The following is a 25846-nucleotide window of genomic DNA, read 5'->3' as shown; positions in this document are numbered from 1 at the left end:
CGTGGGCCGCGCGATAGGCTTGACTGGTGAGTAAGCCGGCTATCGCGAACGACGCACCCATCGGCATTTTCGACTCCGGAGTGGGCGGGTTGACGGTTGCCCGCGCGATCCGTGACCAGCTGCCGTCCGAGTCGATCACCTATGTCGGCGACACCGCACACACCCCGTATGGGCCGAGGCCCATCGCGGAGGTGCGTCGCCTCTCGCTCGCGATCCTCGACGACCTGGTGGACCAGGGCGTGAAGGCGCTTGTCATCGCCTGCAACACGGCCTCCGCTGCGGTGTTGCGCGATGCGCACGAGCGCTACGACATTCCTGTGCTCGAAGTGATCAAGCCCGCGGTGCGCAGCGCGGTGAGTCTCACGCGGAACGGCCGCGTTGGCCTCATCGGCACCGTGGGCACCATCAACTCCCGCGTCTATGACGACCTCTTCAGCATCCGCCCCGAGATCACCCTTTCGACCCAGGCGTGCCCCCGCTTCGTCGAGCTCGTCGAGGCCGGCATTACCGCGGGGCCCGAGGTGCACCGGATCGCCGCCGAGTACCTGCAGCCACTCATCGACCAACAGATCGACACGCTCGTGCTCGGCTGTACCCACTACCCGTTCCTGCGCGGCGCGATCCGCCAGGTGGTCGGGCCGGACGTGGCGCTCGTTTCGAGCGACATCGAGACGGCGAACGAGCTGTACACCCTGCTCTCCGAGCGGGATATGTTGCGCGAGGCCGGCAACGAGCCCGTGCTGCGCTACGAGGCCACCGGGAACGACCCTGGAGCTTTCCGCGAACTTGCCCGCCGCATGCTCGGCATCGGCATCGACGCGGTTGACCATCTGCAGACCGGGGTCGTCCCGGTGCAACGAAACGGAGAATGACCATGACGGATCTCGTACGGGCCGACGGACGCACTGCCGGGCAACTGCGCCCCGTCACCATCGAGCGCGGCTGGAGCAGCCAGGCCGAGGGCAGCGCCCTCATCTCCTTCGGGAACACGCGCGTGCTCTGCACCGCGTCGTTCACGAACGGCGTGCCGCGTTGGCTCGCGGGCAAGGGCAAGGGATGGGTCACGGCCGAGTACTCGATGCTGCCGCGCAGCACGAACTCCCGCATGGACCGCGAGTCGGTCCGCGGCAAGATCGGCGGCCGCACGCACGAGATCTCGCGCCTGATCGGCCGCAGCCTCCGCGCTGTCGTCGACATGCGCGCGCTGGGCGAGAACACGATCGTCATTGACTGCGACGTGCTGCAGGCCGATGGCGGCACCCGGACGGCGTCTATCACGGGCGCGTACGTCGCTCTCGTCGACGCGATCGAGTGGGGCCGCGCTCAGGGCTTCGTCGCGAAGAAGTCGACCCCGTTGACCGACAGCGTGGCTGCGGTCTCGGTGGGCATCGTCGACGGCGTGCCGTTGAGCGACCTCGCGTATGTCGAGGACGTCCGCGCCGGCACCGATATGAACGTCGTCGTCACGGGTTCGGGCGACTTCATTGAGGTCCAGGGCACGGCCGAGGGCAAGCCGTTCAAACGTGCCGAGCTTGACTCACTGCTCGACCTCGCGCTCGTGAGCACGAACGAGCTGCGAGACATTCAGCGCCTGGCGCTGGGCGCCTAATGCGCGTCGTGCTTGCGAGCCACAACGCGCACAAGCTCACCGAGCTGACCCGCATCGTGGGACCGCTCGTGCCCGGTCTGGAGCTCGTCGGCTATGACGGGCCCGAGCCGCGCGAGACCGGAACGAGCTTTGCCGAGAACGCGCTCCTCAAGGCGCGCGCGGCGGCGCTGCACACGGGACTGCCGGCGATCGCCGACGACTCGGGAGTCTCCGTCGACATCCTCGGTGGCAGCCCCGGAATCTTCTCGGCACGCTGGGGCGGCCCTGCGCGCAGCGACCAGGCGAACCTGGAGCTGCTGCTGTGGCAGCTCAGCGATATCGCCGAGCCGCACCGCGCGGCGTCGTTCATGTGCGCGGCAGCGCTCGTGACCCCGGCGGGCGACGAGACGGTCTTCGTCGAGCAGTGGCCAGGCTCGATCCTGGGCAGTCCCTCGGGCGGCGGCGGTTTTGGCTATGACCCGATCTTCCGGCCTGACGGGGAGACCCGTTCGGCGGCGGAAATGACCGCTGCGGAGAAGGACGCGGTCTCGCACCGCACGCGCGCGTTCACCGCGCTCGCCCCGTCGCTCGCGGCGCTCGGCGAATAACCGCGAGGGGCGGCCCCGTCGCCCACATGCAGCACGGCAACGAAGAGGAGTGAAGATGACGACGCAGGAGAACGGTGGCCTGACCCGCCCCGAGGTCAGCGTGCAAGACGCCGAGCGCATCGCGCTCGAGTGCTACGGCCTGACGGTCACGGCGAGCGAGCTGGGCAGCAATCAGGATCGGAACTTCGTGCTCCTGGAGGAGAACGGCACGCGCAGTGTGCTGCGCATCGACAACCCAGTGTTTGCGGACGCTGCGCGCGACGGCCAGCACGCGGCCCTCGAGGCGTACCGTTCAGCGGGCGTAGTGGTGCCCGCGATCCTGCCCGGTCTCGACGGGAACCTGACGCAGCGCTGGAATGGCTTCGCCGCTCGTCGCTCCGAATTCGCCGCCGGGACGTCGCTCGTCGACGCCGGATATCTCGCGCCCGTGGTGCTCGCCGAATTCGGCGAGCTGGCTGGGGCGTCTGCGAACGCCCTCGCGTCACTCTCGCACCCCGGCCTCGACCGCGCGCACATGTGGGACATGCGGGTCGCGTCGACCGAGGCACGGGCGCTCGCTCGTTCGATCGGTGACGTCGCGCTGCGCACCCGAGTGGTCTCCGCCGCGGAAGACGCGGACGAAGCGCTCGGCCTCGTCTCGGCGTCACTTCCGGTCCAAGCCATTCACGGTGACCTCACCGATGACAACGTCACCGCGCTGCCCGGCGACGATGGCCGCCTGCACCCCCACACCGTGCTCGATCTGGGCGACCTCGCCCTCGGCTGGCGCGTTGCTGAGCTTGCGGTGACTGCTGCCTCGATGCTGCACCACGAGCCGAATCGCCCGCTCCGAGTGCTCGACACCGTGCGGGCCTTCCACCGCGTCGCGCCGCTCTCTGCCGCAGAGGCGCGCGCGGTCTGGCCCCTGGTCGTGCTCCGCGCCGCACTGTTGGTTGCGAGCGGGTGGCGCCAGCTTGAGATCGACGGCGACAATGACTACGCCCGCGAGCGCATCGCGGGGGAGCAGCGCATCTTCGACGCGGCGACGCTGCTGCCGCTCGCCGAGATGGCCGAGCAGGTCGTCGCCGCTGTCGGCATGCAGGGCATCCCGCACGAGGACGGGCTGCGCCTGGTCGCACTGCCCGCGCCGTCAGCGGCGGCCCGGGAGGGCGCGCTCGCGAGCCTGCTGCCCGGACTGGTCGGCGAGGTCATGGCGCTCGACCCGGGCGTCGAGTCCGAGCTACTCGAAGGCGGTTTCTGGCTTGAAGACGAGGCCGAGGACTCGCTCGCCGTCGAGGCACTCGTCAGCCAAGGTTTCTCGGGCGAGGGCGTCGCCGCGGCGGTGTTCCCGGCCGGCGTGTACCGGCTGACCCGGACGCAGCTCGACTCGCCGGATGCGGCTGAGACCTTCCCGCTCGATACCGAGATTCGACTGCTCGCCGACGCCGAGCTCGTGGTCACGGCGCCCGTCTCGGGGCGGATCCTGCCAGGGCTCGGGGTGCCGGGCAGCGAATCTGAGGTCAGAATCCTGACCGAGGGCGGCTGGCAGCTCGTCGTCGCGGGGATCACCCCGTCGGCGCGGGCCGGGCAGGAACTCGCGGCCGGCGATCAGCTTGGCAAGCTCGAGGCAGATGCCGCGCACACGCTGTTCGTCGGACTGCGCCGCTCTGACGCCCCCGAGCTCGAGGGTCATTTTGTCGCTCCCGAGCGCGCCACGGCCTGGCGCCGGTTCGCTCCCGATGCCGCCGCGATCCTGGGCCTTGCCTCGCTCGCTCAGCGCGACGAAGCCGCGGACGAGCTGGCGCGGCGCGAGGGAATCTTCGCGTCCGCGCAGGAGCGCTACTACGAGCACCCGATGCAGATTGAGCGCGGCTGGAAGCACCACCTCGTTGACACGACGGGGCGGTCGTACATCGACCTCGTGAACAACGTCACGGGGCTCGGCCACGGCCACCCGGGTGTCGCGGACGCGGCAAACAGGCAGATTCGCATCCTGAACACCAACTCCCGCTTCCTCTATCGCGAGCTCGCCGAGTACAGCGAACGACTGCTCGAGATGCTGCCGGAGGGCTCGGGGCTTGACACGGTGCTGCTCGTGAACAGCGGCTCCGAGGCCGTTGACCTCGCGCTCAGGCTTGCGCAGGCGGCGACCGGGCGCAAGACCGTCGTGTCGCTGCGCGAGGCGTACCACGGCTGGACCATGGCCTCCGATGCGGTGACGACCTCGGCCTATGACAACCCCTACGCGCTCGAGACGCGGCCCGATTGGGTGCACGTCGCGGACGTCCCCAACCGGTTCCGCGGGACCTACCGAGGTCTCGATACCGGGGCGCAGTACGCTGCCGATCTCGGGGTCGACCTCGCGGCGTTGTCGGCGGAGGGTCGCGACGTCGCCGCGTTCATCTGCGAGTCGGTGCTCGGCAACGCGGGCGGTGTGCTGCTGCCCGAGGGCTATCTCGCCGACGCCTACGCGCGGGTGCGTGCCGCGGGCGGCCTGTGCATCGCCGACGAGGTGCAGGTCGGCTTTGGCCGCATGGGCACGAGCTTCTGGGGCTTCGAACAGTCGGGCGTCGTGCCCGACATCATCACGATCGCCAAGCCGATGGGCAACGGCTTCCCGATCGGCGGAGTCATCACGTCGAAGAAGGTCGCCGACGCGCTGGCCTCGCAGGGCGCGTTCTTCTCGTCGGCCGGCGGGAACCCCCTGAGCTGCCGGGTCGGCATCGCGGTGCTCGACGCGATGCGCGACGAGGGCTTGCAGGAGAACGCGCGCGTCGTGGGGGAGCGGCTGCGCAGTGCCCTCGTGGCGCTCGCTGACCGCCACGACATCGTCGGCCCGATCCACGGCGAGGGGCTGTACCTCGGCGTTGAGTTGGTGCGTGACCGCGAGACGCTTGAGCCCGCCACGGCCGAGGCGGCCGCGATCTGCGAGCGGCTGCGTGAGCTGGGGCTCATCGTGCTGACGACCTCGGAGCGCTCGAACGTGCTCAAGGTGAAGCCGCCGCTCTGCCTCAGCGCCGAGAGCGCTGATCGTTTCGTGGCGGCCCTCGACGAGGTGCTCACGACGGGCTGGTAGGCGTCGCTTCTGCGAAAATGCACCCCGCCGGCAGGGTAAATCGGTCTTGCACCCTGCCGGCGGGGTGCATTGTGGCGCGCGTCAGCGCAGTTGCAGCGCGAGTTCCGTCAGGATCGCCACGGCGACCAGCACGAACACGACGCCGGCTGCGATATCGATCCATGCCGACGCGCGGCGAAACCACCGCTGGAACGCCCTGGACGACGTCGCGAGGGCGAACCCGACGAACCACGCGATGCCGATCGCGACGAGAACGGCGACGATCGCCCCGCGCTCGGCCCAGCTCGCGTCGGCCGGCAGCACCTGCGTGAACAGGGCCGCGAAGAAGATGAGCGCCTTGGGGTTCGCGAGATTCGTCGTGAGCCCAAGCAGGAACGGGCGCCGAATCTCGCCGCCGAGCGTGGCCTCGCCGCGGGTGCGCAAGCCGCGCACCCCGGCGCGGATGCTTTGCACGCCAAGCCATACGAGCACGGCGCTGCCACCGATCTGGAGGGCGGGGAGCAGCCACGGCACGGCGCCGATCAGCGCGGTGACCCCGAGCACTGAGATCGCGATCCAGGCGAAGTTGCCGCCCATGATGCCGAGTGCGGCGAGCACCGCGGCCCGGCGGTCGCGGACGCCCAGGCGTAACAACAGGAACGTGTCGGGGCCGGGCATCGTGATGGCGGCGACCCAGGTGAGGACGAGGGCGGCCCAGGCGGCGGAAGTCACGTGGCCCGCGCCTCCGGGTCGTGGATCACACTCATACCTCGATTATCTCGTATCTCGCGGCGCCCTTTCCTCGCTTGCCCTCCAGCACATACCGCGCACCAGGGCGAATCTGGGTGGAGCGGTTCGCAGGGCTAGGTGATCGACCGGAGCGCTCGGCCCGTGATGCGCACCGTCTCTGGGGTACTGCTTTCCGCGCGCCACCGCGCGCACAGGCCAAGGGCCCAGTCCGGGCGCGTTTTTGCGGCGTCGTTGATCCAGTTCGCCACGGAGTCCTGGACGTAGCGCGACGGATCGGAGCGAAGCGGCTCGAGGATCGGCTCTCCCTGGCTCGGGTGCTCTTTGAGCGCGGCGATATGGGACGCCCAGACGCCCCGCGGCCGCAGTGCCTCGCTGGCGAAGCGCCGCATGTTCGCCGAGGGGTCGGCGGTCCAGCCGGTGAGCGCGTCGATGCTCGTGGCGAGATCCGCGACGAGGGCGGGGCGCGCCGCCATCCACACCCATTCGCGGACGGCAAAATGCTCGTCGTCGGCGAACCCGCGAAGTTGTTCGAGCAGCGAGACGGGGTCGGGCGCCTGTCTGGCTGCGATTTGGAAGCATGCCCAGCCGCGCACGGTGTCGGAGGGATGGTGGGAGAGTTGCTCGATGTCGATCGCATCGGTTCGTTCGGCGAGTGCCGCCCCGATCGTCGTCATTCGTTTGAGGATGCCGAGTGCCTGTGCCCCAGCAACGACCCGGAGAAGCTCGTCGTCTGCGTGAGGAATCGCGTTTCGCAGGAGTACGGTGTGGTCGATCGCGAGCGCCTCGGTCAGGGTGCGCGACGCCGCCGTGCCCGCGTGGAGTGCAGTCAGGTGCGCAGGGTTGATGTCGGCGCGGCTGCGCGCCCCGCGCTCACTCATTTCGCGACCCCGCGTGGAGGTTGTGCTGGACGGACGCGAAGACGCGTGCCGCGGAGTCTCGCTCGGACGGGCCGACCCCGGCGCCGAGGGTGTGAAGCCAGTCGCGGTAGATGGGCGCCAGGGTCGACAGGAGAGCTTCGGCCTTGGCAGTCGTCGCCAGGGTGTGGGTGCGGCGGTCGGTCGAGTGGGGACGGCGTGAGATCAAGGCGTCGCGGTCGAGCCGGTCCAGGAGCCCCGTCACGGTTGCCGAGGTGACCTCGAGGCGATCGGATAGCGCCCGCGGTGTGAGGCCCGGTTCCGCCGAGATCGCGAGGAGCGCGGCGAGTCGGCCCTCCGAGAGGTCGTGCTGAGTGAGGAGCTCGGCACAAGCCGCGTCGATTCTTCGGGCGGTGGTGAGCAGCGCCATGACCCACCTCGCTGTTGCGTCCTCGCCGATGCGAGAGAGCAGTAACTCCTGCTTGATTCCTACTACGTTCTTCATAAGCCCCCATGTTACTAGGCGGCTAGTGAAATTAGGGGAGGTGAACCAGAAAGGCCCCCGGCTCAGCCGAGTGTTCGGCTGAATTCAGGGGCCTTCGCTGTGGTGCGGGAGAAGGGACTTGAACCCTCACGCTCGAAAGCACAGGATCCTAAATCCTGCGTGTCTACCAATTCCACCACTCCCGCGAGTAGTCCCAGTTTAGGGGATTTGCGGTGCCGGGCTCGCCACGAGCCGCTTGACGACGTCGATGGTCTCTTGGACGCTGTGCGCCACCGTGCCATCGAGCGCGGACGCTGAGTAGATCCCGTCTGACACGAAGATCACCACGTCGACGACGGCCGGGTCGGGGATCGTGCGCGAGAGCGCCCCGCGCCAGTGGTCGTGCATGCGGTTCAACGCGTCCCGGGCCTGCTGGTTCTCTTGGGCGATACGCAGTGTGGCGAGAATCGCGCGGTCGTAGGGCGTGCCCATGTTGACCGAGGTGCGCAGAAAGTACCCGATGCTGTCTTCCGGATGGGCGTGCAGCCGGGCGATGTCCGCCTCGACTTCTTCTTCCAGGCGCTCGATCAGGCTCTCGACGAGGGCGTCCTTGTTCTTGAAGTGGTAGAGCAGCCCGCCCTTCGAAACTTCGGCGGTGCGCGCAACCGCATCGAGCGTGGCGGCGCGCTCGCCCTCAGAGATGAGGAGCTCGATGTACGAGTCAAGGATCCGCTCGCGAGCGGAAGGTGAGGGCTGGGCCATACTCAGCATGGTAGCGATCCCAGGGATGCACCGTCCAGACGGCGAAGGGTGAGTCGTCGCGGGAGTAGGCTGAGCGTGCGGCCGTCCACTGCGGCCAGCACACCGACAATGATCGGCGCCCTCGCCGATCCTGACGAGGAGCCCGCGTGTCGCGAACCATCAAGCTTGCAGTCCTTCCCGGCGATGGGATCGGCCCCGAGGTCGTCGCTGAGGCGAACCGGGTGCTCGACGCCGTGCTCGCAGGCGGCGACGTCGTGCTCGAGCGCACCGAGTTCAAGCTCGGCGCCGAGCGCTTCCTGGCCACGGGGGAGACCCTGCCGGAAGACGAGCAAGCGGCGATCGCCACACATGATGCGATCCTCTTCGGCGCGGTCGGCGGTGTCCCGGGCGACCCGCGCCTGCGCGAGGCGAACATCGAGCGCGGCCTGCTACTGAAGCTTCGGTTCGACTTCGATCACTATGCGAACGTGCGCCCCTGCACGCTGTTCCCGGGCGTCACGTCGACGCTCGCGAACCCGGGCAACATTGACTTTGTCGTTGTGCGCGAAGGCACCGAGGGCCCGTACGTCGGCAACGGCGGACGCCTGCGCGCCGGCACGCCGCACGAGGTGGCGACCGAGGTGTCGGTCAACACTGCGTTCGGTGTCGAGCGCATCGTCCGCTTCGCCTTCGAGACGGCCATGAACCGCCCGCGCCGCAAGCTCACCTGGGTACACAAGACCAACGTGCTGGTGCACGCGGGCGCCACCTGGCAGCGAATCGTCGGCGAGGTCGCGTCCGAGTACCCCGAGATCGCGGTCGACTACCTGCATGTTGACGCGGCGACGATCCTGATGGTGCAGGATCCTGCCCGCTTCGACGTGATCGTCACTGATAATCTGTTTGGCGACATCCTCACTGATTTGGCCGGCGCTATCGGCGGCGGCATTGGGCTTGCGGCCTCGGGAAACATCAACCCGTCGGGCGCATTCCCCAGCATGTTTGAACCGGTGCACGGTTCTGCTCCCGACATCGCGGGGCAGCAGAAGGCCGACCCGACCGCGGCAATCCTCTCCGCGGCAATCATGCTCGAACACCTCGAACTCCCCGAGCAGGCAGAACGAATCCGTGCCGCGGTCCGATCGGACCTTGCGGCTCGCGGACCGGCCGCCCGCTCGACCAGCGAGATCGGCGCGGCCATCGCCGCCCGCATCTAGCGCTCACTCACACTTCTCCCGCACGTTGAACAGGAACCGTCAATGACGAACACCATCGAATTCCGTCGCACCTCGGCAACGCCACTGCCCGCCGCCGAGCGCGAGGCGATTCTCGCGAACCCCGGCTTCGGCAACCATTTCACCGACCACATGGTGTCGATTGTCTGGACGAAGGAGGGCGGCTGGGAGCAGCCCGAGCTGCTGCCGTACGGTCCGATCCAGCTGGACCCCGCGGCGTCGGTGCTGCACTACGGCCAAGAGATCTTCGAAGGACTGAAGGCCTACCGCCGCGCGGACGGCTCGGTGTCGGCGTTCCGCGTTGAGGCGAACGCGGCCCGCCTCAACGCCTCGGCGCGACGCCTGGCGTTGCCAGAGCTCCCCGTCGAACTCTTCGTGAGCGCGATCGACGAGCTGGTGTCGACCGACGCCGACTGGGTGGCCGAGGGAGCCGAAGCGAGCCTGTACTTGCGCCCATTCATGATTGCCGACGAGAGCTTCCTGGGGGTGCGCGCGGCACACCGGGCGCGTTTCATGGTGATCGCGAGCCCCGCAGGCCCGTACTTCGCGCAGGGCGTCAAGCCGGTGTCTATCTGGCTGGCGAAGGGTTCGTCTCGCGCGGGCCACGGCGGCACCGGTGAGGCAAAGTGTGGCGGAAACTACGCGTCCTCCTTGCTTCCGCAGGAAGAAGCCGCCGCAAACGGCTGCGCGCAGGTGCTCTTCCTTGATTCTTCGACCGAGGACACGATCGAAGAGCTCGGCGGGATGAACCTGTTCCTCGTGAAGAACGGCGACAGCCTGGTGACCCCCGCGCTGAACGGGAACATCCTGCACGGCATCACCCGCGACAGCCTGATTCAGCTCGCGAAGGACCGCGGCCTCGCGGTGGAGGAGCGCGCGGTCACCGTGAGCGAGTGGCAGGCCGGCGTTGCCGACGGCACGATTACCGAGGCGTTCGCCTGCGGCACCGCCGCGGTGATCACCCCCATCGGTCGACTGCTCGGGGCCGACGGCCTCGACGTCAACTTCGGCGAGAACGCCCCGGGGCCGCTCACGATGTCGCTGCGCGATGAGCTCACCGGAATTCAGACCGGCCGCGTCGCCGACCCGCACAGCTGGGTGCGCGAGATTGTCCCCGCGAAGGCGGCCGTGTCGTGAAGGTTGCACGGTTCCGCGCCGGCGACGCGATCGCCTTCGGCGTGCTCGACCAGGCCGAATCCGGTGCTGGCGTCGAGCTCGTCGAGCTGAAGGGTGACCCGATGGTGTCGGGCTATGACACCACGGGGCGCCGCTTCGCGCTCGACGCGGTGCAATTGCTAGCCCCCGTGATCCCGCGCTCGAAGGTCGTCTGTGTCGGCAAGAACTACGCCGATCACGTCGCCGAGATGCAGGATCGTGGCCTCGCCGGCGACGCGCCGGCCGACCCGCTGCTCTTTCTGAAGCCGAACACCTCGGTGGTCGGGCCCGGCGACGAGATCGTGATCCCGTCGATCTCGCAGCAGGTCGAGCACGAGGGGGAACTCGCCGTCGTCATCGGCGTGCTCGCCAAGGAGGTTCCCGAGGGGCGTGCGCTCGAGGTCGTGTACGGCTTCACCTGCGCGAATGACGTGACCGCCCGCGACCTGCAGTACGCCGACGGCCAGTGGGCCAGGGCCAAGGGCTTCGACACGTTCTGCCCGCTGGGCCCCTGGATCGAGACCGATCTTGATCTGACGGATGCCCGGGTGCAGACCCGCGTGAACGGCGAGGTGCGCCAATCGGGCTCGACCGCTCAGCTCATGCACTCGATCGCGAAGATCGTGGCGCACGCCTCGCAGGCGTTCACGCTGCTGCCTGGGGACGTCATCTTGACGGGCACGCCCGCGGGCGTCGGACCCCTCGTCTCGGGCGACGTCGTCGAGGTAGAGATCGACGGCATCGGCACGCTGCGCAACACCGTCCGCTAGGGCGGCCGGTGACTGGCGACCAGCGGCCACCCGATCAACGCGACTACTTCGCGTCGCTTTCACACGTAACGGAGCGCTCACGCGCCAACTGGGGCTCCGTTACGTGAGATCACTCCGTTACGTGCAACGGCGGGTGCGCGGCCGATGGCCCCGATTACCCGGACGCCTTGCGAAAGTCCCCGGTCGGGGGAATCTGCCCCTCGTGTTCGCACACGGAACGCGGGTAGGGTGAACGCACCGGTGGATCAGTGTGGAGCCTCTTGAGTAGTTGGGGCCCCCTCGCGCGAGGAGGGCGTAGTCGTGAGCAGTTGGCGGGCGCTGCGCAGCGGCGAGTCTGTTCGGGAGCGTAGGCGGCAGCTCGAACGCGCACATGAACGCTTCCTCGATGAACGCGAGATCGCGATCGAGCCTGAGCTCGCGAAACGATTCGCCGCGCAGACTGCGATGCGCCCGGAGGTGTTCGCGTCCTGGCTACGTTCCCGCACTCGCACGATCGACCCTCATCATGCTCCTGACCGGCAGGTGCTCAGCGGCGACGAACTGCGCGAGCTGCAGCGCATCCATCCGATCGGGCTCGCGCTTCCCGTGGTGCACCGGCTGCTCCTGGACGAGGCGAAGGAGTCGGGCTTCCTCGTCGCAATCGGAGACGCGGCCGGGCGCCTGCTGTGGGTGGACGGAGACCATCAGATGCGTGCTCAGGCCGAAGACATGGGTTTCCTGCCCGGCATGGACTGGTCAGAAGAGAGCGTCGGCACGAGCGCGCCAGGAAGCGCGATCATGCTCGACCACGCCATTCAGGTGCTCGGCGCCGAGCACTACAACCGTTTCGTCCACGAGTGGAGCTGCACCGCAGCCCCGGTGCACGACCCCATCAGCGGATCCATCATCGGTGTCATCGACGTCACCGGGGGTGACGAAGTGGCAGCTCCCCATCTGCTTCCCCTGATGGAGGCGACAATCGCCGCGGTCGAGGCTGAGCTCAAACTTGAGGCGTTTCGCTCGCAGATGGCGCGTGAGCGTGGGGCCGGCGCAAGACGCCAGGCATCGCCCGCCCGCCGGCCCGGCGCTCGGCTGGTGGCACTCGGGAGGGATCCTGCGATCTTGGAGAGCACGGGAACGGTGCACGAGCTCGCCGGCAGGCATGCCGAGATCTTGCTGGCGCTCGCGGTGGCGCCCGGCGGAGTGAGCGGGGCGGTGCTCGTCGAGCAGGTGTATGGCGAGGGCGGGACCGAGCAAACGCTGCGTGCCGAGATCGCGCGGCTGCGCAAGTGGCTGAGCGCCCGGGCCATTCCGCTTGAGCTGGAGTCGAGGCCGTACCGCTTGACCCAGCCACTGCGCATCGACGCGCAGCAGACGCTCGACGCGCTCGGGCGCGGCGCGCACCGGCTCGCGCTCGCTGCTTATGAAGGCCCGGTGCTTCCCGGCTCGGACGCCCCGGTCGCGCTCGAGCTGCGGGGACGGGTGGACGCGGCGCTGCGCGAGTCGATGCTGCAGTCCGCGGCAGCCGATCCACTCTACGAGTACGCGCTGCGCTGGGCCACCGACGATGCGGAAGTCTGGGAGACGCTGCTGCAGGTGCTGCCGCAGCGTTCCCCGAAACGAGCGAGAGTGGTCACCCAACTGCTCGCCCTCGGATAGGCGGTTCTCGAGGTTGCAACGTCGACGCAACCTTGGGAGGGCTAACGTCGGGAACTACCAACGCCCCGCTCGCGGGCGGCGGAGTTCACGAATCGTCGTCAAAGGAGATGACCATGGTTGTATACGCAGCACCCGGCCAGCCGGACTCGCTTGTCCAGTTCAAGAGCCGCTACGAGCACTACATCGGCGGGCAGTGGGTCGCCCCCGTCAAGGGACAGTACTTCGAGAACACGACGCCGGTGACGGGAAAGGCGTTCTGCGAGGTCGCCCGCGGCACCGCCGAAGACATTGACGCGGCCCTCGACGCCGCGCACGCCGCAGCCCCAGGCTGGGGCAAGACGAGTCCGGCCGAGCGCGCGGTCGTGCTCAACAAGATCGCCGACCGCATGGAGGCAAACCTCGAGATGCTCTCCGTCGCCGAGACGTGGGACAACGGCAAGGCCGTACGCGAGACGCTGAATGCGGACATCCCGCTCGCGATCGACCACTTCCGCTACTTCGCCGGCGCCATCCGCGCCCAAGAGGGCGGCCTCTCGCAGATCGGTGAGGACCTCACCGCCTATCACTTTCACGAGCCGCTCGGCGTCGTCGGGCAGATCATCCCCTGGAACTTCCCCATTCTGATGGCGGTCTGGAAGCTCGCCCCGGCGCTCGCCGCAGGCAACGCAATCGTGCTGAAGCCGGCGGAGCAGACGCCGACCTCGATCCTGGTGCTGTTCGAACTCATCGGCGACCTGCTGCCGGCCGGCGTCGTGAACATCGTCAACGGTTTCGGCGCCGAGGCGGGCAAGCCGCTCGCCTCGAGCCCCCGCATTCGCAAGATCGCGTTCACGGGCGAGACTACGACCGGCCGCCTGATCATGCAGTACGCGTCCGAGAACATCATTCCGGTGACGCTCGAGCTCGGCGGCAAGAGCCCGAACCTCTTCTTCGAGGACGTCATGCAGGCGGACGACGCCTACTTCGATAAGGCGAAGGAGGGCTTCACGATGTTCGCCCTCAACCAGGGCGAGGTCTGCACGTGCCCGTCCCGTGCGCTCATCCAAGAGTCGATTGCGGGGGACTTCCTCGACGCGGTCGTCGAGCGGACCGAACTGATCGTGCGCGGCAACCCGCTCGACACGAACACGATGATGGGGGCGCAGGCGTCGAACGACCAGTTCGAGAAAATCCGTTCCTACCTCGACATCGGCCGGCAAGAGGGCGCGCAGGTGCTCACCGGCGGCGAGGTCGCCGACCTCGGCGGCGAGTTCTCGGGCGGCTTCTACATTCAGCCGACCATCTTCCGTGGCGACAACTCGATGCGGATCTTCCAGGAGGAGATCTTCGGCCCCGTGGTCGCGGCGACGACGTTCCGCGATTTCGACGACGGGATCAAGATCGCCAACGACACGCTGTACGGTCTGGGCGCCGGCGTGTGGAGCCGCAACGGAAACACTGCCTATCGTGCCGGGCGTGCGATCCAAGCGGGCCGCGTCTGGGTGAATAACTACCACGCGTACCCCGCGCACGCGGCGTTCGGTGGGTACAAGTCGAGCGGTATTGGGCGAGAAAACCACCTGATGATGCTCGACCACTACCAGCAGACGAAGAACTTGCTCGTCAGCTACAAAGAAACCGCCGACGGCTTCTTCTAAGCCGTGAACCTGAAATTTCAAGGAGCGAAAGCACACATGACTACATTTGACACCATGCGCGCTGCATCGGTTCCTGCCTTCGGGCAGCCGCTCGAGGTGGGTGCACAGCCGACGCCGACGCCGGGCCTCGGCCAGGCGCTCGTGCGCGTCCTTACCACCGGCGTTTGCCATACTGACCTGCACGCGGTCGAGGGTGATTGGCCGGTGAAGCCGTCGCCACCCTTCATTCCGGGCCATGAGGGCGTCGGTATCGTCGAGGAACTCGGCGAGGGGGTTACCAACCTCGCGGTCGGAGATCTCGTAGGCAACGCCTGGCTTTGGTCGGCGTGTGGGCACTGCGAGTACTGCCGTACCGGATGGGAGACGCTCTGCGAACAGCAGCAGAACGGCGGCTACTCAGTCGATGGCTCGTTCGCCGAATACATGCTCATCGACGCTGCCTACGCAGCTGTCGTCCCGGCAGGATCAGACCCGGTCGAGGTGGCGCCCGTGCTCTGCGCGGGTGTCACTGTGTACAAGGGGCTCAAAGTGAGCAACGTGTTGCCCGGCCAGTGGGTTGTGATTTCGGGTATTGGTGGGCTCGGCCACATCGCGGTGCAGTACGCCGTCGCAATGGGCATGCGGGTGGCGGCCGTCGATATTGCCGATGACAAGTTGGCGCTCGCCCGTAAGTGCGGGGCCGAGGTTACGGTGAACGCGTTGAACGAAGACCCGGTGGCAGCGATTCAGCGCGAGACGGGTGGCACACACGGCGTGCTCGTCACTGCAGTGCATCCGTCGGCGTTCGGGCAGGCAATAGGGATGACCAGGCGCGGTGGAACGATCGTGTTCAATGGCCTGCCGCCCGGGGACTTCCCGGCGCCGATCTTCGACATTGTGCTCAAGGGGCTCACCATTCGCGGATCGATCGTGGGTACTCGTCAGGACATGATCGAGGCTCTCGACTTCTACGCTCGCGGGCTCATTCACCCGACCGTGACGGAGCGCCCGCTTGAAGAGGTCAACGCGGTGCTCGACGAGATGCGGGCCGGCAAGATCGACGGACGGGTGGTGTTGCGCCTCGCCGAAGGGTGACGCGTAGGCCACACGTCAGCACACTGAGAAATGGGGTCGAGACATGGTGCATGAACTGGGCGGTACTGAAGGGTACGCCGAGACAGCAACAGAGTTGGGCGACGCATGCGCGGTCGGTAGTAACTCACCGCCCGTAACCGGTCCAGCTGATTCTCTCGAGATTTCCGGTGTGGTGGCGGCGCGGCCCGAGGTCGCGGGGGAGAACGTGAGTCGTCTCTCGTTCACCCCCGCGGCGCTCGCGCTCATCGAGCAACTGTGGGCGCAGCACGGGCCACTGATGTTTCACCAGTCCGGCGGCTGCTGCGACGGCAGCGCGCCCATGTGCTACCAGGCAGGGGAGTTCCGCACAGGCGGCCAGGACGTACTGCTGGGCACACTCGAGCTTCCGCCGCTTCCGCCGCTTCCGCCGCTTCCGCCGCTTCCGACCGAAGCTGGGGCGGGGACCCCGTCCCCCGTCGCGCGGGAAATCCCCTTCTGGATGTCGCGCGAGCAATTTGGCGTCTGGGCCCACACCCACCTCACCGTCGACACGGTCCCGGGCCGCGGGAGCGGTTTCTCGCTCGAGGCTCCGGAGGGCAAGCGGTTCCTCATTCGCTCACGTCTGTTGTGACCCGTTCGAATCTCAGGGAGGAGATGCGACAATAGACGCGATGGATCCCACAAAGCTCAACCATGACCAGGCCCCGGGCGAGGCAAAGTACACGAAGACCAAGCCCCGCACCGCGCCGGTCCGTCAGGTGCGCCCGCGCGCCGAAGGCTGGAAGCAGCAGACCGGCGCTGACGGTCGTCCGACGCTGCAGTTCGCCTCCCCGCGCGTCAAGCAGCCGGCGACGCACCTCGCCGACCTGTCGATGGACGAGCGTACCGAGAAGATGAAGGCGCTCGGCCTGCCGGGATTCCGCGCCAAGCAGCTCTCGAACCACTACTTCGTGCACGGCACCACTGACGCTGCGAAGATGACGGACCTTCCGAAGGACCGCGCGGCGGAGATCGTCGAGGAGTTCTTCCCGCCGCTGCTCACCGAGGTGAAGCGGCTCGAGACCGACAAGGGCGACACGATCAAGTTCTTGTGGCGTCTCTTCGACGGCGCGCTCGTCGAGTCGGTGCTCATGCGCTACCCCGGCCGCATCACGCTCTGCGTGTCGAGCCAGTGCGGTTGCGGGATGAACTGCCCGTTCTGCGCCACCGGCCAGGCGGGGCTGACCCGTAACATGTCGTCGGCCGAGATTCTCGACCAGATCGTGCAGGCGAACCGGGTCATTCTCGAGGGTGGCCTGCGCGGCGGCAAGAGCCGCCCGAAGGGTGCCGAGCCCGAGCGCGTCAACAACGTCGTGTTCATGGGCATGGGCGAGCCGCTCGCGAACTACAAGCGCGTCATGAATGCCGTGCACCGCATGGTCGCCCCCGCCCCCGAGGGTCTCGGTATGAGCGCCCGCGGTATCACCGTTTCGACGGTCGGGCTCGCCCCGGCCATTCGCAAGCTCGCCGACGAGAGCATCCCGGTGACATTCGCGCTCTCGCTGCACGCCCCCGACGATCAGCTGCGTGACGAGCTCATCCCGGTGAACAGCAAGTGGAAGGTCGACGAGGTGCTCGACGCCGCGCGCGCCTACTTCGACAAGACCGGTCGCCGCGTCAGCATCGAGTACGCGCTGATCAAGGACATGAACGATCACGCGTGGCGAGCCGAGTTGCTCGCCGAGAAGCTCAACGCGCGCGGCACGGGCTGGGTCCACGTCAACCCGATCCCGCTGAACCCGACGCCCGGCTCGATCTGGACCTCCTCCGAGCCCGACGTGACGCGCACCTTCATCAATCGCTTGATCGCGAACGGCATTCCGACGACGCTCCGCGACACCCGCGGCAAGGAGATCGACGGCGCCTGCGGTCAGCTCGCGGCCGCCGAGTAGCGAGCGTTCGTTCAGGATCCCGCCGCCCCACCCGCTTCGCGCCGGTGCGGGTAGGCGGGATCCTGCGTGTTTAGCCCCGGATCGCCGTGAGGGCCAGCTTGACGTCATCGAGCGAGTTCCAGACGTGGAACGCGACGCGGGCGCGGCCCGCGCGTCCCGACGCCGTGATGCCGGCTGCCTGGAGTTTCGCGAGGGCGCTTCCGTCCGCGTCAGCCCAGGCCACGATCGCGGAGTTCGTCTCGGGTAGGCCGAGGCCCGCGGCGAGGGCGTTCGCGAGACCGACGTTGTGCGCGCGCACGGCCTCGAGGTCGAGCGACGAGACGAACTCGAGCGCGGGCACGGTGCCGGCCCAAGCCTGCCAGGCGGGCGAAACGTCGAAGCGCTTCGCGCTTTCGGACAGCGGCGTGTGGCCCGCGTAGCACGAACCCCACACGTCGTCGGCCGAACACCAGCCGGCCGCGATGGGCACGAGCCAGGACGGGTCGAGCACCGTCATGAATGCCGTGCCGCGGGGGCTGAGCAGCCACTTGTACGCGTGGCAGAGGGTGACGTCGAACCGGCTCGCATCGTGGGGCAGCCAGCCCGCGGCCTGGGTGGTGTCGACGACGGTGCGCGCGCCGACCCGGCGGGCGGCCTCGGCGATCGCGGCGCCATCAGCGATCTCACCGGTCGCCGACTGCACGAGCGAAAAGACCACGACGTCGGTGTCCGCCTCGACCGCGTCCGCGAGCTGAGCGACGGGGACGTAGGTCACGCGCACGCCGCGGTGCGCCTGCTGCTCGAACGGGTGGGTGAGTGAGGCGAAGTCGTCGGCGGCCGCGAGCACGCGAGCGCCCGGGGGGAGCGAGGCTGCGACGATCGCGGCCAGCGATGAGACCTGCGATCCAACGCTCACCTGCTCCGGCGTGACGCCCACGAGGTCGGCGAAGAGTGCTCGGCTCCGCTCGACCTGCGCCGCCGCAGCGTTGAGATCGAGCTCGCCGGCGGCCCACTGTGCGAGGGAAGCGGTCACGGCGTCGACCGTCGCCCGAATGGGCAGGCCGGTCGTGCAGGCGGCGAGATAGCCGGGGCCCGCAAGGAACGCGTCGGCGTGTGCGGCGGGAAGAGCGAAGGCGCGAGTCATATCTCCAGGCTAGGAACCCGCGACGCATAACTAAAGAGAATGATTCTTATCTTTTGCCTACGGTTCGCTTATAGTGGGATGCATGAGCACCGCCCGCACCCCTGACCCCCTGGGATCGATCGATTCGACCGAGCTGCGCATCCTGCACGCGCTCGCCTCGACCGGATCCCTCACCGCCGCTGCCGCGCAGCTGGGCCTCAGCCAGCCGGCGGTCAGCCAGCGCCTCAAACGCGTCGAGTCCCGGCTCGCGGTACCGCTGATCGAGCGGCAGGGCCGCGGCATCCGGTTGACCCCGGCCGGCAGGATCCTGGCCGAGCACGGCCGCACCGTCGTTGCCGAGATCGACGCCGCGATTGCCGCGATCGAGGACCTGCGCGGTGACCGCGGCGGCGTGCTGCGCCTCGTCGGCTTCCCGTCCGCTTCGGCCACGATCGTGCCGACCATGATGGCGCGTCTCACCGCCGAAGCGCCCGAAGTGACCTTCCAGTACCGCGAGGCCGAGCCGCCCGAGGCGATCTCGATGCTGCGGGACGGCGAGGTCGACTGCGCGCTCGTCTTCGACTTCGCGGGCGAGCCGCTGCCGTCTGCGTGCGTGTTTACCCCGCTGTGGCGGGAAGAGCTCAAGCTCGTGGTGACCGACGAGCGCAGCGGCGGGGCCGAGAGCCTCGACCTCGCGGACTTCGACGCAGACCACTGGATCGCGGGCTGCGCCAAGTGCCGCGGACACCTCATGGCGGTCGCCCGCGAAAGCGGCTTCGAGCCCGACATCATCCAGGAAACCGACAACGTGCCGGCAATGATGGCGATGGTGGGGGCCGGCGGCGCCGTCGCCCTCGTACCCGGCCTTGGCCTTGCTGCTGCGCGCACCCTGCCCCCGGGCACCCGTGCGCTTCCGTTTTCGAAGCCCCGCTTCCGCACCATCGGCCTCGTCTCCGTCGATACCGCGAATGAGAGCCCCTCGGTGCGCCTCGCGAAGCGCCTGCTCGGCGAGATCGACGGCAGCTCATGGGGTCTGACCCCCGCGCGCCCAGCGACGCAGCGATGACCGCGGTGCACGCACGCGCGCCACGAGCTTCCGACGCTGGCGCGGCGCGGCCCGCGGCGTTCGACCAGCCCGCGCTCCAGCGCCGCACGGTCCTCGTCCTTGCCGCCGCGACCGTGCTCGGCGGGCTCGGCATCGGGGCCTCGGTCTCGGTCGGGGCGCTCCTGATCGCTTCCGTGACCGGGAACGACGCGATCTCGGGCCTGGCCTCGACCATGAATGGCGTGGGGGTCGCGCTCGCCGGCATTCCACTTGCTCGCCTCGCCGCCCGCAAGGGTCGTCGGCTCGCGCTGGCGCTCGGCAACTTCATCGCCGTGCTCGGCGCACTCCTGGTCGTCTTTTCGGCCGTGATCGGCGCGGGCTGGCTCCTGATTCCGGGCCTCGCGATTCTCGGAGTCGCGGGCGCTGCGCAGCTCCAGTCCCGGTTTGCCGCGACCGATCTTGCGGTGCCTGGTCGCCGGGCGCGCGACCTTTCGCTCGTCGTCTGGGCGATCACCATCGGTGCCGTGGCGGGGCCAAACCTCATCGGCCCGGGGGAGTGGGTCGGCACGCTGCTGCATCTGCCCCCGCTCACCGGTATCTTCGCGTTCACCGTCGCCGCCCAGCTCGCGGCCGCCGCGATCGTCTGGTTCGGGCTTCGACCCGACCCGCTGCTCACCGCGCGTGCGCTGCCGACGGTCGTCACCGCGCCGATCCGAGTCCCACTCGAGGGTGAAACGGCGGCGGAAGCGGCCGCGGCCGAGTCGGAAGCCGCAGGATCCGCCCGCTGGCGCCAGCGCCTCGTCATCGTGGGCGTCTCGGCGGCGCACGCGGTCATGGTCTCGCTCATGGCCATGACGCCGCTGCACCTCATGATGCACGGCGGCGACCCGTCGATCGTGGGCTTCACCATCAGCCTCCACATCGCCGGCATGTACGCGCTGTCGCCCGTTTTCGGGATCCTTGCGGGTCGGATCGGGAACGCCCCGGTCATGATCCTGGGCGGAGTGTTGCTCGCCGCGTCCGCAGTCGGCACCGCGGTCGCCGGGGACTCGCACGCGCTGGTGCAGGCGTCGCTCGTCATGCTCGGCATCGGTTGGAGCGCGGCCACGGTTGCCGGCTCTGCACTGCTCACCGAGGTGACTCCCGCGCGCGATCGCCCGCGTCGACAGGGCCAGTCCGACAGCATCATGAGTGCGGCCGGTGCCGCGGCCGGTGCCCTGTCTGGCCTGGTCTTCGCGTTCGGCGGATTCCCGCTGCTCTCGGCGCTCGCCGGGGTGTTCATCGCGACACTGCTGGTGGTCTCCGTGAGCCTCGCGTTCCGCCGGTAGACTTGCTCGTAATGTCACACGTAGCCACGCCCCAGTTCTCGTCCGCCACCGGAGCCGATGTTCGCGTCCGCTTCTGCCCGTCACCGACGGGCACGCCGCACGTCGGCATGGTGCGCACCGCGCTGTTCAACTGGGCGTATGCCCGGCACACGGGTGGCACCTTCGTGTTCCGCATCGAGGACACCGATGCCGCGCGCGATAGCGAGGAGAGCTACGGCCAGATCATCGACTCGATGCGCTGGCTTGGTCTGAACTGGGACGAGGGCATCGACGCTGGCGGCGAGCACGGACCGTACCGTCAGTCGCAGCGCGGTGAGATCTACCAGGGGGTCATCGAGCGACTGCGCGAGGCCGGCTACCTGTACGAGAGCTTCTCGACGTCGGAGGAGATCGACGCGCGCAACGAGGCGAACGGCCGTGCGAAGCAGCTCGGCTACGACAACCTCGATCGCGACCTGACGGACGAGCAGCGCGCGGCGTACCGCGCCGAGGGCCGCTCGCCCGCGCTCCGCTTCCGGGTACCCGAGGTCGATCTCTCCTTTACTGACCTCGTGCGCGGGGACATCTCGTTCCCCGCAGGATCGACCATCGACTTCGTCGTCGTGCGCCCGAACGGCGCGCCGCTCTACACGCTGGTAAACCCGGTCGACGACGCACTGATGGGCATTACCCACGTGCTGCGCGGCGAGGACCTCCTGTCCTCTACGCCTCGCCAGGTGGCGCTGTACCACGCCCTCGTTGCGATTGGTGTGGCCAAGGAAATTCCGCTGTTCGGTCACCTGCCCTACGTCATGGGCGAGGGCAACAAGAAGCTCTCCAAGCGCGACCCCGAGTCGAACCTGCTGCACCACAAGAACCGCGGGTTCATTCCCGAGGGGCTCATCAACTACCTCTCGCTGCTTGGCTGGTCGCTCGCGCCCGACCGCGACGTCTTCTCGACTGACGAGCTGATCGCGGCCTTCGATGTGAAGGACGTAAACCCGAACCCGGCACGTTTCGACCAGAAGAAGGCCGACTCGATCAACGCCGACCACATTCGACTGCTCTCGGAGGCGGACTTCGGCGAGCGGATCCTGCCCTACCTCGCTGCAGAGTCAGTCATCCCTGCCGAGCCGAGCGCCGAGCAGCTCGAGCTCATCCGTCAGGCGGTGCCGCTCGTGCAAAGCCGCGTTACGGTGCTGAGCGACGTCGTCGGCATGCTCGCGTTCCTCTTCACCCCGACCGACGAGCTTGAGTATGCCGAGGACGCGATGAAATCGCTGCCCGCGGACGCCCGCACAGTCCTGGCCGCAGGAATCGAGGCGCTCTCGGCTCTGTCCGACACCGACTGGAACACCGAGCAGATTCAGGCGGCGCTGCAGGCTGCCCTCATCGACGGTCTCGGCCTCAAGCCCCGCGTCGCCTTTGGGCCGCTGCGCGTCGCCGCCTCGGGACGCCGCGTCTCGCCGCCGCTCTTCGAGTCGTTCGAACTGCTCGGTCAGAGCGAGACCCTTGCACGCCTGCGCCGCCTTGACGGGCGCCTCGCCGAATAGCGATGAGTGACATGACGATGCCAGACTCGACGACTGCCGCGCAGGCCTCACCGCGCGCGGCGCAGTCTCCCGTCGACCCGAGTGATTTCGACTCGGGCGCCGAGTCGACCTCCGCGGTCGCGCCGATCGGCGTCGCCATCATTGGCGGCGGCCCGGCCGGGCTCTCCGCGGGCATCAACCTCGTGCGCGCGAATCGCCGCATCGCGATCATTGACAGCAACCGGCCGCGGCACTCCGCGACCCTGCAGTCGCACGGCTTTCTGACGCGGGACGGCGCGCCGCCCCTCGAGCTGCGCCGCCTCGGGCGCGAGGAGTTCGAGGCATACCCCTCGGCGATTTTCGCCCCCGCGATCGTGCGTGAGGTTACCCCGCTCACCGAGGCGGAGGCGCACGCGGTCGGGTTCCCCGACGGCATCGGCTTCCGCGTGCGCGGCAGCGGGATCCGCGGCGCGGCGGACGTCGAGTACGTCGCCCGGCGCGTGCTCATTACCGCCGGGCTCACCGAGCAGCTCCCCGCGCTTCCCATGATTCGTGCCTACTACGGCACGGCACTGCACAGCTGCGTCGAGTGCGACGGCTTCGAGAAGTCGGACAAGCCGCTGGCGCTGATCGGCGAGACAAGCGATGTGTTCTCGCGCGCCCTGCTGATCAGCCGGTTCAGCTCCGATCTCATTGTCTTTACCAACGGCGCCGACACCGTCCGTCCGGAGCAAGAAGCGCAGCTAGCCCGCATCGGGATCACGGTGGAACGCCGTGCCATCGACGACATTGTCGGCGAGAAGGCCGAGATGACCGGGGTGCGCCTTGCCGATGGCACGGTGATTCCCCGTGTCGGCGGCTTCGTGCGTCCGCGCTGGCAGGCACCGGTCGAGTTTCTCGGGGAGCAAGACATTGCGCGCGACGGCTGGGGCCTCATCGTGGTGGATGACCGCGGCGAGACCTCAATCCGCGGCGTGTACGCCGTCGGCGACATCGTGCCGCCCGGCCCGCAACAACTCATCATCGCGGCGGGCGGCGGCGCCCAGGTGGCGATGCGACTGAATATGGATCTGATTCGTGGCGCCCTCAACATATAACCCCCGCGTCGCCTCGGCCGGCGGTCTGTACGGCATTATCGTCGCGGTCTTTGTGGGGCTGCTGCTGATCTCGAACATCGTCGCGGTGAAGCTCATCGCGGTCGGTCCGCTCATTGTCGACGGCGGAGTGTTCCTGTTTCCGCTGGTCTACGTGATCGGCGACGTGCTCAGCGAGGTATACGGGATCAAGGGGGCGAGGCGCGCGATCCTGACGGCATTTGCCCTGTCGGCGCTCGCCTCACTGACGATTTGGCTCGCCCAGATCTCTCCTGCCGCTCCCGGCTGGGAGCAGCAAGAGGCCTTCGAATCGGTGCTCGGATTCGTGCCGCGTATTGTGCTCGCAAGTCTCGGCGGGTTCCTGGCCGGTCAGTTCGTCAACAGCTGGGTGCTGGTGCGCCTGCGCGATCGCATGGAGGGGCGGGGCCTGTGGTTCCGCCTCATCAGCTCGACCATGCTTGGCCAACTCGTCGACACCATCGTGTTCTGCACGATCGCGTTCTTCGGGGTCATCACGGGCTGGGACTTCTTCGGCTACGTGGCACTGGGCTACGTGATCAAGTGCCTCGCCGAAGTCGTCCTGCTCCCCGTGACGACCCGCGTGATTCCGTGGGTCGTCCGGAAGGAAGCGGCTTACGCCGAGGCAGGATCCGCGAGCGAGTCCGAGCGGGCGATCATGTCGCGCGCCGCGTCGGGGGAGTAGTACCGCGAGAGCACGTCCTCGCGCAGCTCGCGGAACGTTCCGTCAATCATGCTGGCCCGGATCTGGTCGACCAAACGCACGATGAAGCGCTCGTTGTGGATGGTCGCGAGGGTCGAGGAGACCATCTCCTTCGCCTTGAACAGGTGGTGCAGGTATGCCGAGGTGACGTGGGTGCACGTGTAGCAGTCGCAGCCCTCTTCAATCGGGGCGAACTTCCGGCGCTGCCCGGCTGACTTCGCGTTGATCCGGCCATTTGCGCTGTACATGCTGCCGCCGCGGGCCTGGCGTGACGGGGCGACACAGTCGAAGGTGTCGGCACCCGCGGCGATTGCCGCGAAGAGATCGTCCGGCTCGGAGATGCCGAGGAGGTGGCGCGGCTTGTTTTCGGGGAGCTCGTCCGAGACCCAGCTCACGATGCGTCCGAGCTCGGCCTTCTCGAGTGCCCCGCCGATGCCGAAGCCGTCGAAGCTCTGGTTTCCCGCCTCGGCGCCGGTCATTTCGGCGAGGCCGCGGGCCGCCTGGCGCCGGAGGTCCTCATATTGGGCGCCCTGCACGACCCCGAACAGCGCCTGATAGGGACGATGCCCCCGCGATTCGGTCTGGCGTGCATGCTCATCGAGGCATCGAACGGCCCAGCGGGCAGTGCGCTCGACCGAGTCTTCCTGGTAGTCGCGAGTGTTGAGGAGAGTGGTGCACTCGTCAAAGGCAAAGATGATGTCCGCACCCAGCTGGTGCTGCACCTGCATCGACACCTCGGGAGTGAAGTGGTGGACATCGCCGTTGAGGTAGGACTTGAACGTGACGCCGTCCTCGTTCACGTGCGCCAGGCGATCCTTGTTGCGGGCGATGACGTCGCCGGAGGTGTGCTCGGCCTCGGTCATCGAAATGACCTTCCGGAATCCGACGCCGAGCGACATCACCTGGAACCCGCCGGAGTCGGTGAAGGTTGGTCCGTCCCAGTGCATGAACTGGCCGAGCCCGCCGGCCTCGTCGACGATGTCGCTGCCGGGCTGCAAGAACAGGTGGTACGCATTGGCCAGTACTGCTTGGCCGCCGAGCTCGGTCACCGTTTCGGGGAGCAGCCCCTTTACGGTGGCCTTCGTCCCGACGGGGATAAAGGCCGGGGTCTGGATCTCCCCGTGAGGGGTTCGGATCGTGCCCACGCGGCCGAGCGCGCGCCCATCGCTTCCGACCGCGCTGCCCGCGCCCTGTGCGTGCTCGACCGAGAAGCCGAAGTCTGCAGGAGATGGGAGGGGGGAGAGGGGAGCGTTGCTTGCGTGCGGGGTTGCCGCGTTCGTTTGGGTCACCTGTCTATTCAATCAGGCAGACGCTGAAGCCCCGCCGCGCCCGGGAATCGGGCACCTTTTGCCTGTTTCGCCGGTTTTCGGGCCGATTCGGGCCGGAGGCGGGCTCCGCTCGGGTCGGTTCGGGTGTGTAACTTCCGCGTGTTTCCGGGGAGACACGCCCGGCGGCGGGGCGTGATTTGCCCGCGGGCCGGATCGAACGTAATGTTATCCCTTGTCAGCACGGCAGTGCGGGACACGGAATGTGGCCCGGTTGCGAACGTGACAATGAATTGCTGGTC

General features: G+C 68.1%; 23 protein-coding genes and 1 tRNA gene. 17 read left to right on the top strand and 7 right to left on the bottom strand.

Features of this window, described 5'->3' with window-relative positions; translation table 11 throughout:
- The first annotated feature begins 26 nt into the window (after window positions 1-26).
- The 4 genes from murI to KOE53_RS09345 are packed head-to-tail and all read left to right on the top strand — an operon-like array spanning window position 27 to window position 5251.
- Window positions 27-872 carry a glutamate racemase gene (gene murI, locus KOE53_RS09360; protein ID WP_188044451.1) on the top strand — a complete coding sequence of 282 codons (846 nt, stop codon included), beginning with the start codon at window positions 27-29 and terminating at the stop codon, window positions 870-872.
- Window positions 873-874: 2 nt separating this feature from the next.
- Window positions 875-1609: a ribonuclease PH gene (rph, locus tag KOE53_RS09355; protein WP_188058274.1), complete on the top strand. Its 735-nt coding sequence runs from the start codon at window positions 875-877 to the stop codon at window positions 1607-1609.
- Window positions 1609-2196, top strand: a complete 588-nt coding sequence (rdgB, locus tag KOE53_RS09350; RefSeq protein WP_188058273.1) for an RdgB/HAM1 family non-canonical purine NTP pyrophosphatase — start codon at window positions 1609-1611, stop codon at window positions 2194-2196. Before rph ends, rdgB begins: the two co-directional genes overlap by 1 nt.
- A gap of 55 nt (window positions 2197-2251) precedes the next feature.
- Window positions 2252-5251 (top strand): aminotransferase, encoded by a 3000-nt coding sequence (locus KOE53_RS09345; protein ID WP_188058272.1) that lies wholly within the window; start codon window positions 2252-2254, stop codon window positions 5249-5251.
- Between the two features lie 81 nt (window positions 5252-5332).
- On the opposite strand, the gene KOE53_RS09340 is transcribed toward KOE53_RS09345, so the two are convergent.
- From KOE53_RS09340 to KOE53_RS09320, 5 genes are all read right to left on the bottom strand, one after another.
- The gene (locus KOE53_RS09340) at window positions 5333-5962 is read right to left on the bottom strand and encodes a LysE family translocator (protein ID WP_188044447.1); all 630 of its coding nucleotides are present in this window, start codon (window positions 5960-5962) and stop codon (window positions 5333-5335) included.
- A 131-nt stretch (window positions 5963-6093) separates the two neighbouring features.
- Window positions 6094-6858, bottom strand: coding sequence for a HEAT repeat domain-containing protein (locus KOE53_RS09335; protein WP_188058271.1), 765 nt, complete (start codon window positions 6856-6858; stop codon window positions 6094-6096).
- Entirely contained in the window at window positions 6851-7339 is a 489-nt protein-coding gene (locus KOE53_RS09330) for a MarR family winged helix-turn-helix transcriptional regulator (protein ID WP_188058270.1), read from the bottom strand. Before KOE53_RS09330 ends, KOE53_RS09335 begins: the two co-directional genes overlap by 8 nt.
- Window positions 7340-7439: 100 nt before the next feature.
- Window positions 7440-7524: transfer RNA gene (locus KOE53_RS09325), tRNA-Leu, on the bottom strand.
- A gap of 13 nt (window positions 7525-7537) precedes the next feature.
- A complete protein-coding gene (locus KOE53_RS09320) occupies window positions 7538-8080 on the bottom strand; it encodes a TetR/AcrR family transcriptional regulator (protein ID WP_188058269.1) in 543 nt (180 codons plus the stop codon).
- Window positions 8081-8226: 146 nt separating this feature from the next.
- On the opposite strand from KOE53_RS09320, the gene KOE53_RS09315 reads away from it, so the two are divergent.
- The 8 genes from KOE53_RS09315 (at window position 8227) to rlmN (ending at window position 17478) form a co-directional block, all read left to right on the top strand.
- Window positions 8227-9276: a 3-isopropylmalate dehydrogenase gene (locus KOE53_RS09315; RefSeq protein WP_188058268.1), complete on the top strand. Its 1050-nt coding sequence runs from the start codon at window positions 8227-8229 to the stop codon at window positions 9274-9276.
- A 42-nt stretch (window positions 9277-9318) separates the two neighbouring features.
- A complete protein-coding gene (locus KOE53_RS09310) occupies window positions 9319-10431 on the top strand; it encodes a branched-chain amino acid aminotransferase (protein WP_188058267.1) in 1113 nt (370 codons plus the stop codon).
- Window positions 10428-11219, top strand: a complete 792-nt coding sequence (locus KOE53_RS09305) for a fumarylacetoacetate hydrolase family protein (protein WP_188058266.1) — start codon at window positions 10428-10430, stop codon at window positions 11217-11219. Before KOE53_RS09310 ends, KOE53_RS09305 begins: the two co-directional genes overlap by 4 nt.
- Window positions 11220-11519: 300 nt before the next feature.
- Entirely contained in the window at window positions 11520-12857 is a 1338-nt protein-coding gene (locus KOE53_RS09300; RefSeq protein WP_188058265.1) for a sigma-54-dependent transcriptional regulator family protein, read from the top strand.
- 113 nt (window positions 12858-12970) lie between these two features.
- Window positions 12971-14494 (top strand): acetaldehyde dehydrogenase ExaC, encoded by a 1524-nt coding sequence (gene exaC / locus KOE53_RS09295; RefSeq protein ID WP_188044439.1) that lies wholly within the window; start codon window positions 12971-12973, stop codon window positions 14492-14494.
- 54 nt (window positions 14495-14548) lie between these two features.
- A complete protein-coding gene (gene adhP / locus KOE53_RS09290) occupies window positions 14549-15568 on the top strand; it encodes an alcohol dehydrogenase AdhP (protein ID WP_370566968.1) in 1020 nt (339 codons plus the stop codon).
- A gap of 169 nt (window positions 15569-15737) precedes the next feature.
- Complete coding sequence (locus KOE53_RS09285) at window positions 15738-16178, top strand: DUF779 domain-containing protein (RefSeq protein ID WP_370566964.1); 441 nt, start codon at window positions 15738-15740, stop codon at window positions 16176-16178.
- A 40-nt stretch (window positions 16179-16218) separates the two neighbouring features.
- Window positions 16219-17478, top strand: coding sequence for a dual-specificity RNA methyltransferase RlmN (rlmN, locus tag KOE53_RS09280; RefSeq protein WP_188044436.1), 1260 nt, complete (start codon window positions 16219-16221; stop codon window positions 17476-17478).
- Window positions 17479-17548: 70 nt separating this feature from the next.
- On the opposite strand, the gene KOE53_RS09275 is transcribed toward rlmN, so the two are convergent.
- The gene (locus KOE53_RS09275; protein WP_188058262.1) at window positions 17549-18601 is read right to left on the bottom strand and encodes an aminotransferase class V-fold PLP-dependent enzyme; all 1053 of its coding nucleotides are present in this window, start codon (window positions 18599-18601) and stop codon (window positions 17549-17551) included.
- A gap of 82 nt (window positions 18602-18683) precedes the next feature.
- On the opposite strand from KOE53_RS09275, the gene KOE53_RS09270 reads away from it, so the two are divergent.
- Genes KOE53_RS09270 through KOE53_RS09250 form a run of 5 tightly spaced genes read left to right on the top strand, consistent with a single transcriptional unit; the run spans window position 18684 to window position 24261 of the window.
- A complete protein-coding gene (locus KOE53_RS09270) occupies window positions 18684-19646 on the top strand; it encodes a LysR family transcriptional regulator (RefSeq protein ID WP_188044434.1) in 963 nt (320 codons plus the stop codon).
- Window positions 19643-20953, top strand: coding sequence for an MFS transporter (locus KOE53_RS09265; RefSeq protein ID WP_188044718.1), 1311 nt, complete (start codon window positions 19643-19645; stop codon window positions 20951-20953). Before KOE53_RS09270 ends, KOE53_RS09265 begins: the two co-directional genes overlap by 4 nt.
- Window positions 20954-20964: 11 nt before the next feature.
- Complete coding sequence (gene gltX, locus KOE53_RS09260; protein WP_188044433.1) at window positions 20965-22485, top strand: glutamate--tRNA ligase; 1521 nt, start codon at window positions 20965-20967, stop codon at window positions 22483-22485.
- 11 nt (window positions 22486-22496) lie between these two features.
- A complete protein-coding gene (locus KOE53_RS09255; RefSeq protein WP_251364281.1) occupies window positions 22497-23561 on the top strand; it encodes an NAD(P)/FAD-dependent oxidoreductase in 1065 nt (354 codons plus the stop codon).
- A complete protein-coding gene (locus KOE53_RS09250) occupies window positions 23542-24261 on the top strand; it encodes a queuosine precursor transporter (RefSeq protein ID WP_188044432.1) in 720 nt (239 codons plus the stop codon). Before KOE53_RS09255 ends, KOE53_RS09250 begins: the two co-directional genes overlap by 20 nt.
- Here KOE53_RS09250 and tgt read toward each other — a convergent pair.
- Window positions 24192-25568, bottom strand: coding sequence for a tRNA guanosine(34) transglycosylase Tgt (tgt, locus tag KOE53_RS09245; protein WP_188058261.1), 1377 nt, complete (start codon window positions 25566-25568; stop codon window positions 24192-24194). The two genes, KOE53_RS09250 and tgt, sit on opposite strands and share 70 nt — an antisense overlap.
- Between the last annotated feature and the right edge of the window lie 278 nt (window positions 25569-25846).

Origin of the sequence: Leucobacter sp. CX87, assembly GCF_018682295.1 — a bacterium.
Classification (GTDB): domain Bacteria; phylum Actinomycetota; class Actinomycetes; order Actinomycetales; family Microbacteriaceae; genus Cx-87.
Note: the sequence above shows the minus strand (reverse complement) of the source record. Positions and strands in the feature narration are given on the sequence as shown.

Excerpts from the sequence above, each read along its gene's own strand:
- KOE53_RS09310 (WP_188058267.1), top strand. The coding sequence starts at position 9,319 with ATGACGAACACCATCGAATTCCGTCGCACCTCGGCAACGCCACTGCCC.
- adhP (WP_370566968.1), top strand. The coding sequence starts at position 14,549 with ATGCGCGCTGCATCGGTTCCTGCCTTCGGGCAGCCGCTCGAGGTGGGT.
- rph (WP_188058274.1), top strand. The coding sequence starts at position 875 with ATGACGGATCTCGTACGGGCCGACGGACGCACTGCCGGGCAACTGCGC.
- KOE53_RS09255 (WP_251364281.1), top strand. The coding sequence starts at position 22,497 with ATGACGATGCCAGACTCGACGACTGCCGCGCAGGCCTCACCGCGCGCG.
- KOE53_RS09275 (WP_188058262.1), bottom strand. The coding sequence starts at position 18,601 with ATGACTCGCGCCTTCGCTCTTCCCGCCGCACACGCCGACGCGTTCCTT.
- KOE53_RS09270 (WP_188044434.1), top strand. The coding sequence starts at position 18,684 with ATGAGCACCGCCCGCACCCCTGACCCCCTGGGATCGATCGATTCGACC.
- gltX (WP_188044433.1), top strand. The coding sequence starts at position 20,965 with ATGTCACACGTAGCCACGCCCCAGTTCTCGTCCGCCACCGGAGCCGAT.
- KOE53_RS09330 (WP_188058270.1), bottom strand. The coding sequence starts at position 7,339 with ATGAAGAACGTAGTAGGAATCAAGCAGGAGTTACTGCTCTCTCGCATC.
- KOE53_RS09320 (WP_188058269.1), bottom strand. The coding sequence starts at position 8,080 with ATGGCCCAGCCCTCACCTTCCGCTCGCGAGCGGATCCTTGACTCGTAC.
- KOE53_RS09345 (WP_188058272.1), top strand. The coding sequence starts at position 2,252 with ATGACGACGCAGGAGAACGGTGGCCTGACCCGCCCCGAGGTCAGCGTG.
- rlmN (WP_188044436.1), top strand. The coding sequence starts at position 16,219 with ATGGATCCCACAAAGCTCAACCATGACCAGGCCCCGGGCGAGGCAAAG.
- exaC (WP_188044439.1), top strand. The coding sequence starts at position 12,971 with ATGGTTGTATACGCAGCACCCGGCCAGCCGGACTCGCTTGTCCAGTTC.
- rdgB (WP_188058273.1), top strand. The coding sequence starts at position 1,609 with ATGCGCGTCGTGCTTGCGAGCCACAACGCGCACAAGCTCACCGAGCTG.
- KOE53_RS09335 (WP_188058271.1), bottom strand. The coding sequence starts at position 6,858 with ATGAGTGAGCGCGGGGCGCGCAGCCGCGCCGACATCAACCCTGCGCAC.
- KOE53_RS09265 (WP_188044718.1), top strand. The coding sequence starts at position 19,643 with ATGACCGCGGTGCACGCACGCGCGCCACGAGCTTCCGACGCTGGCGCG.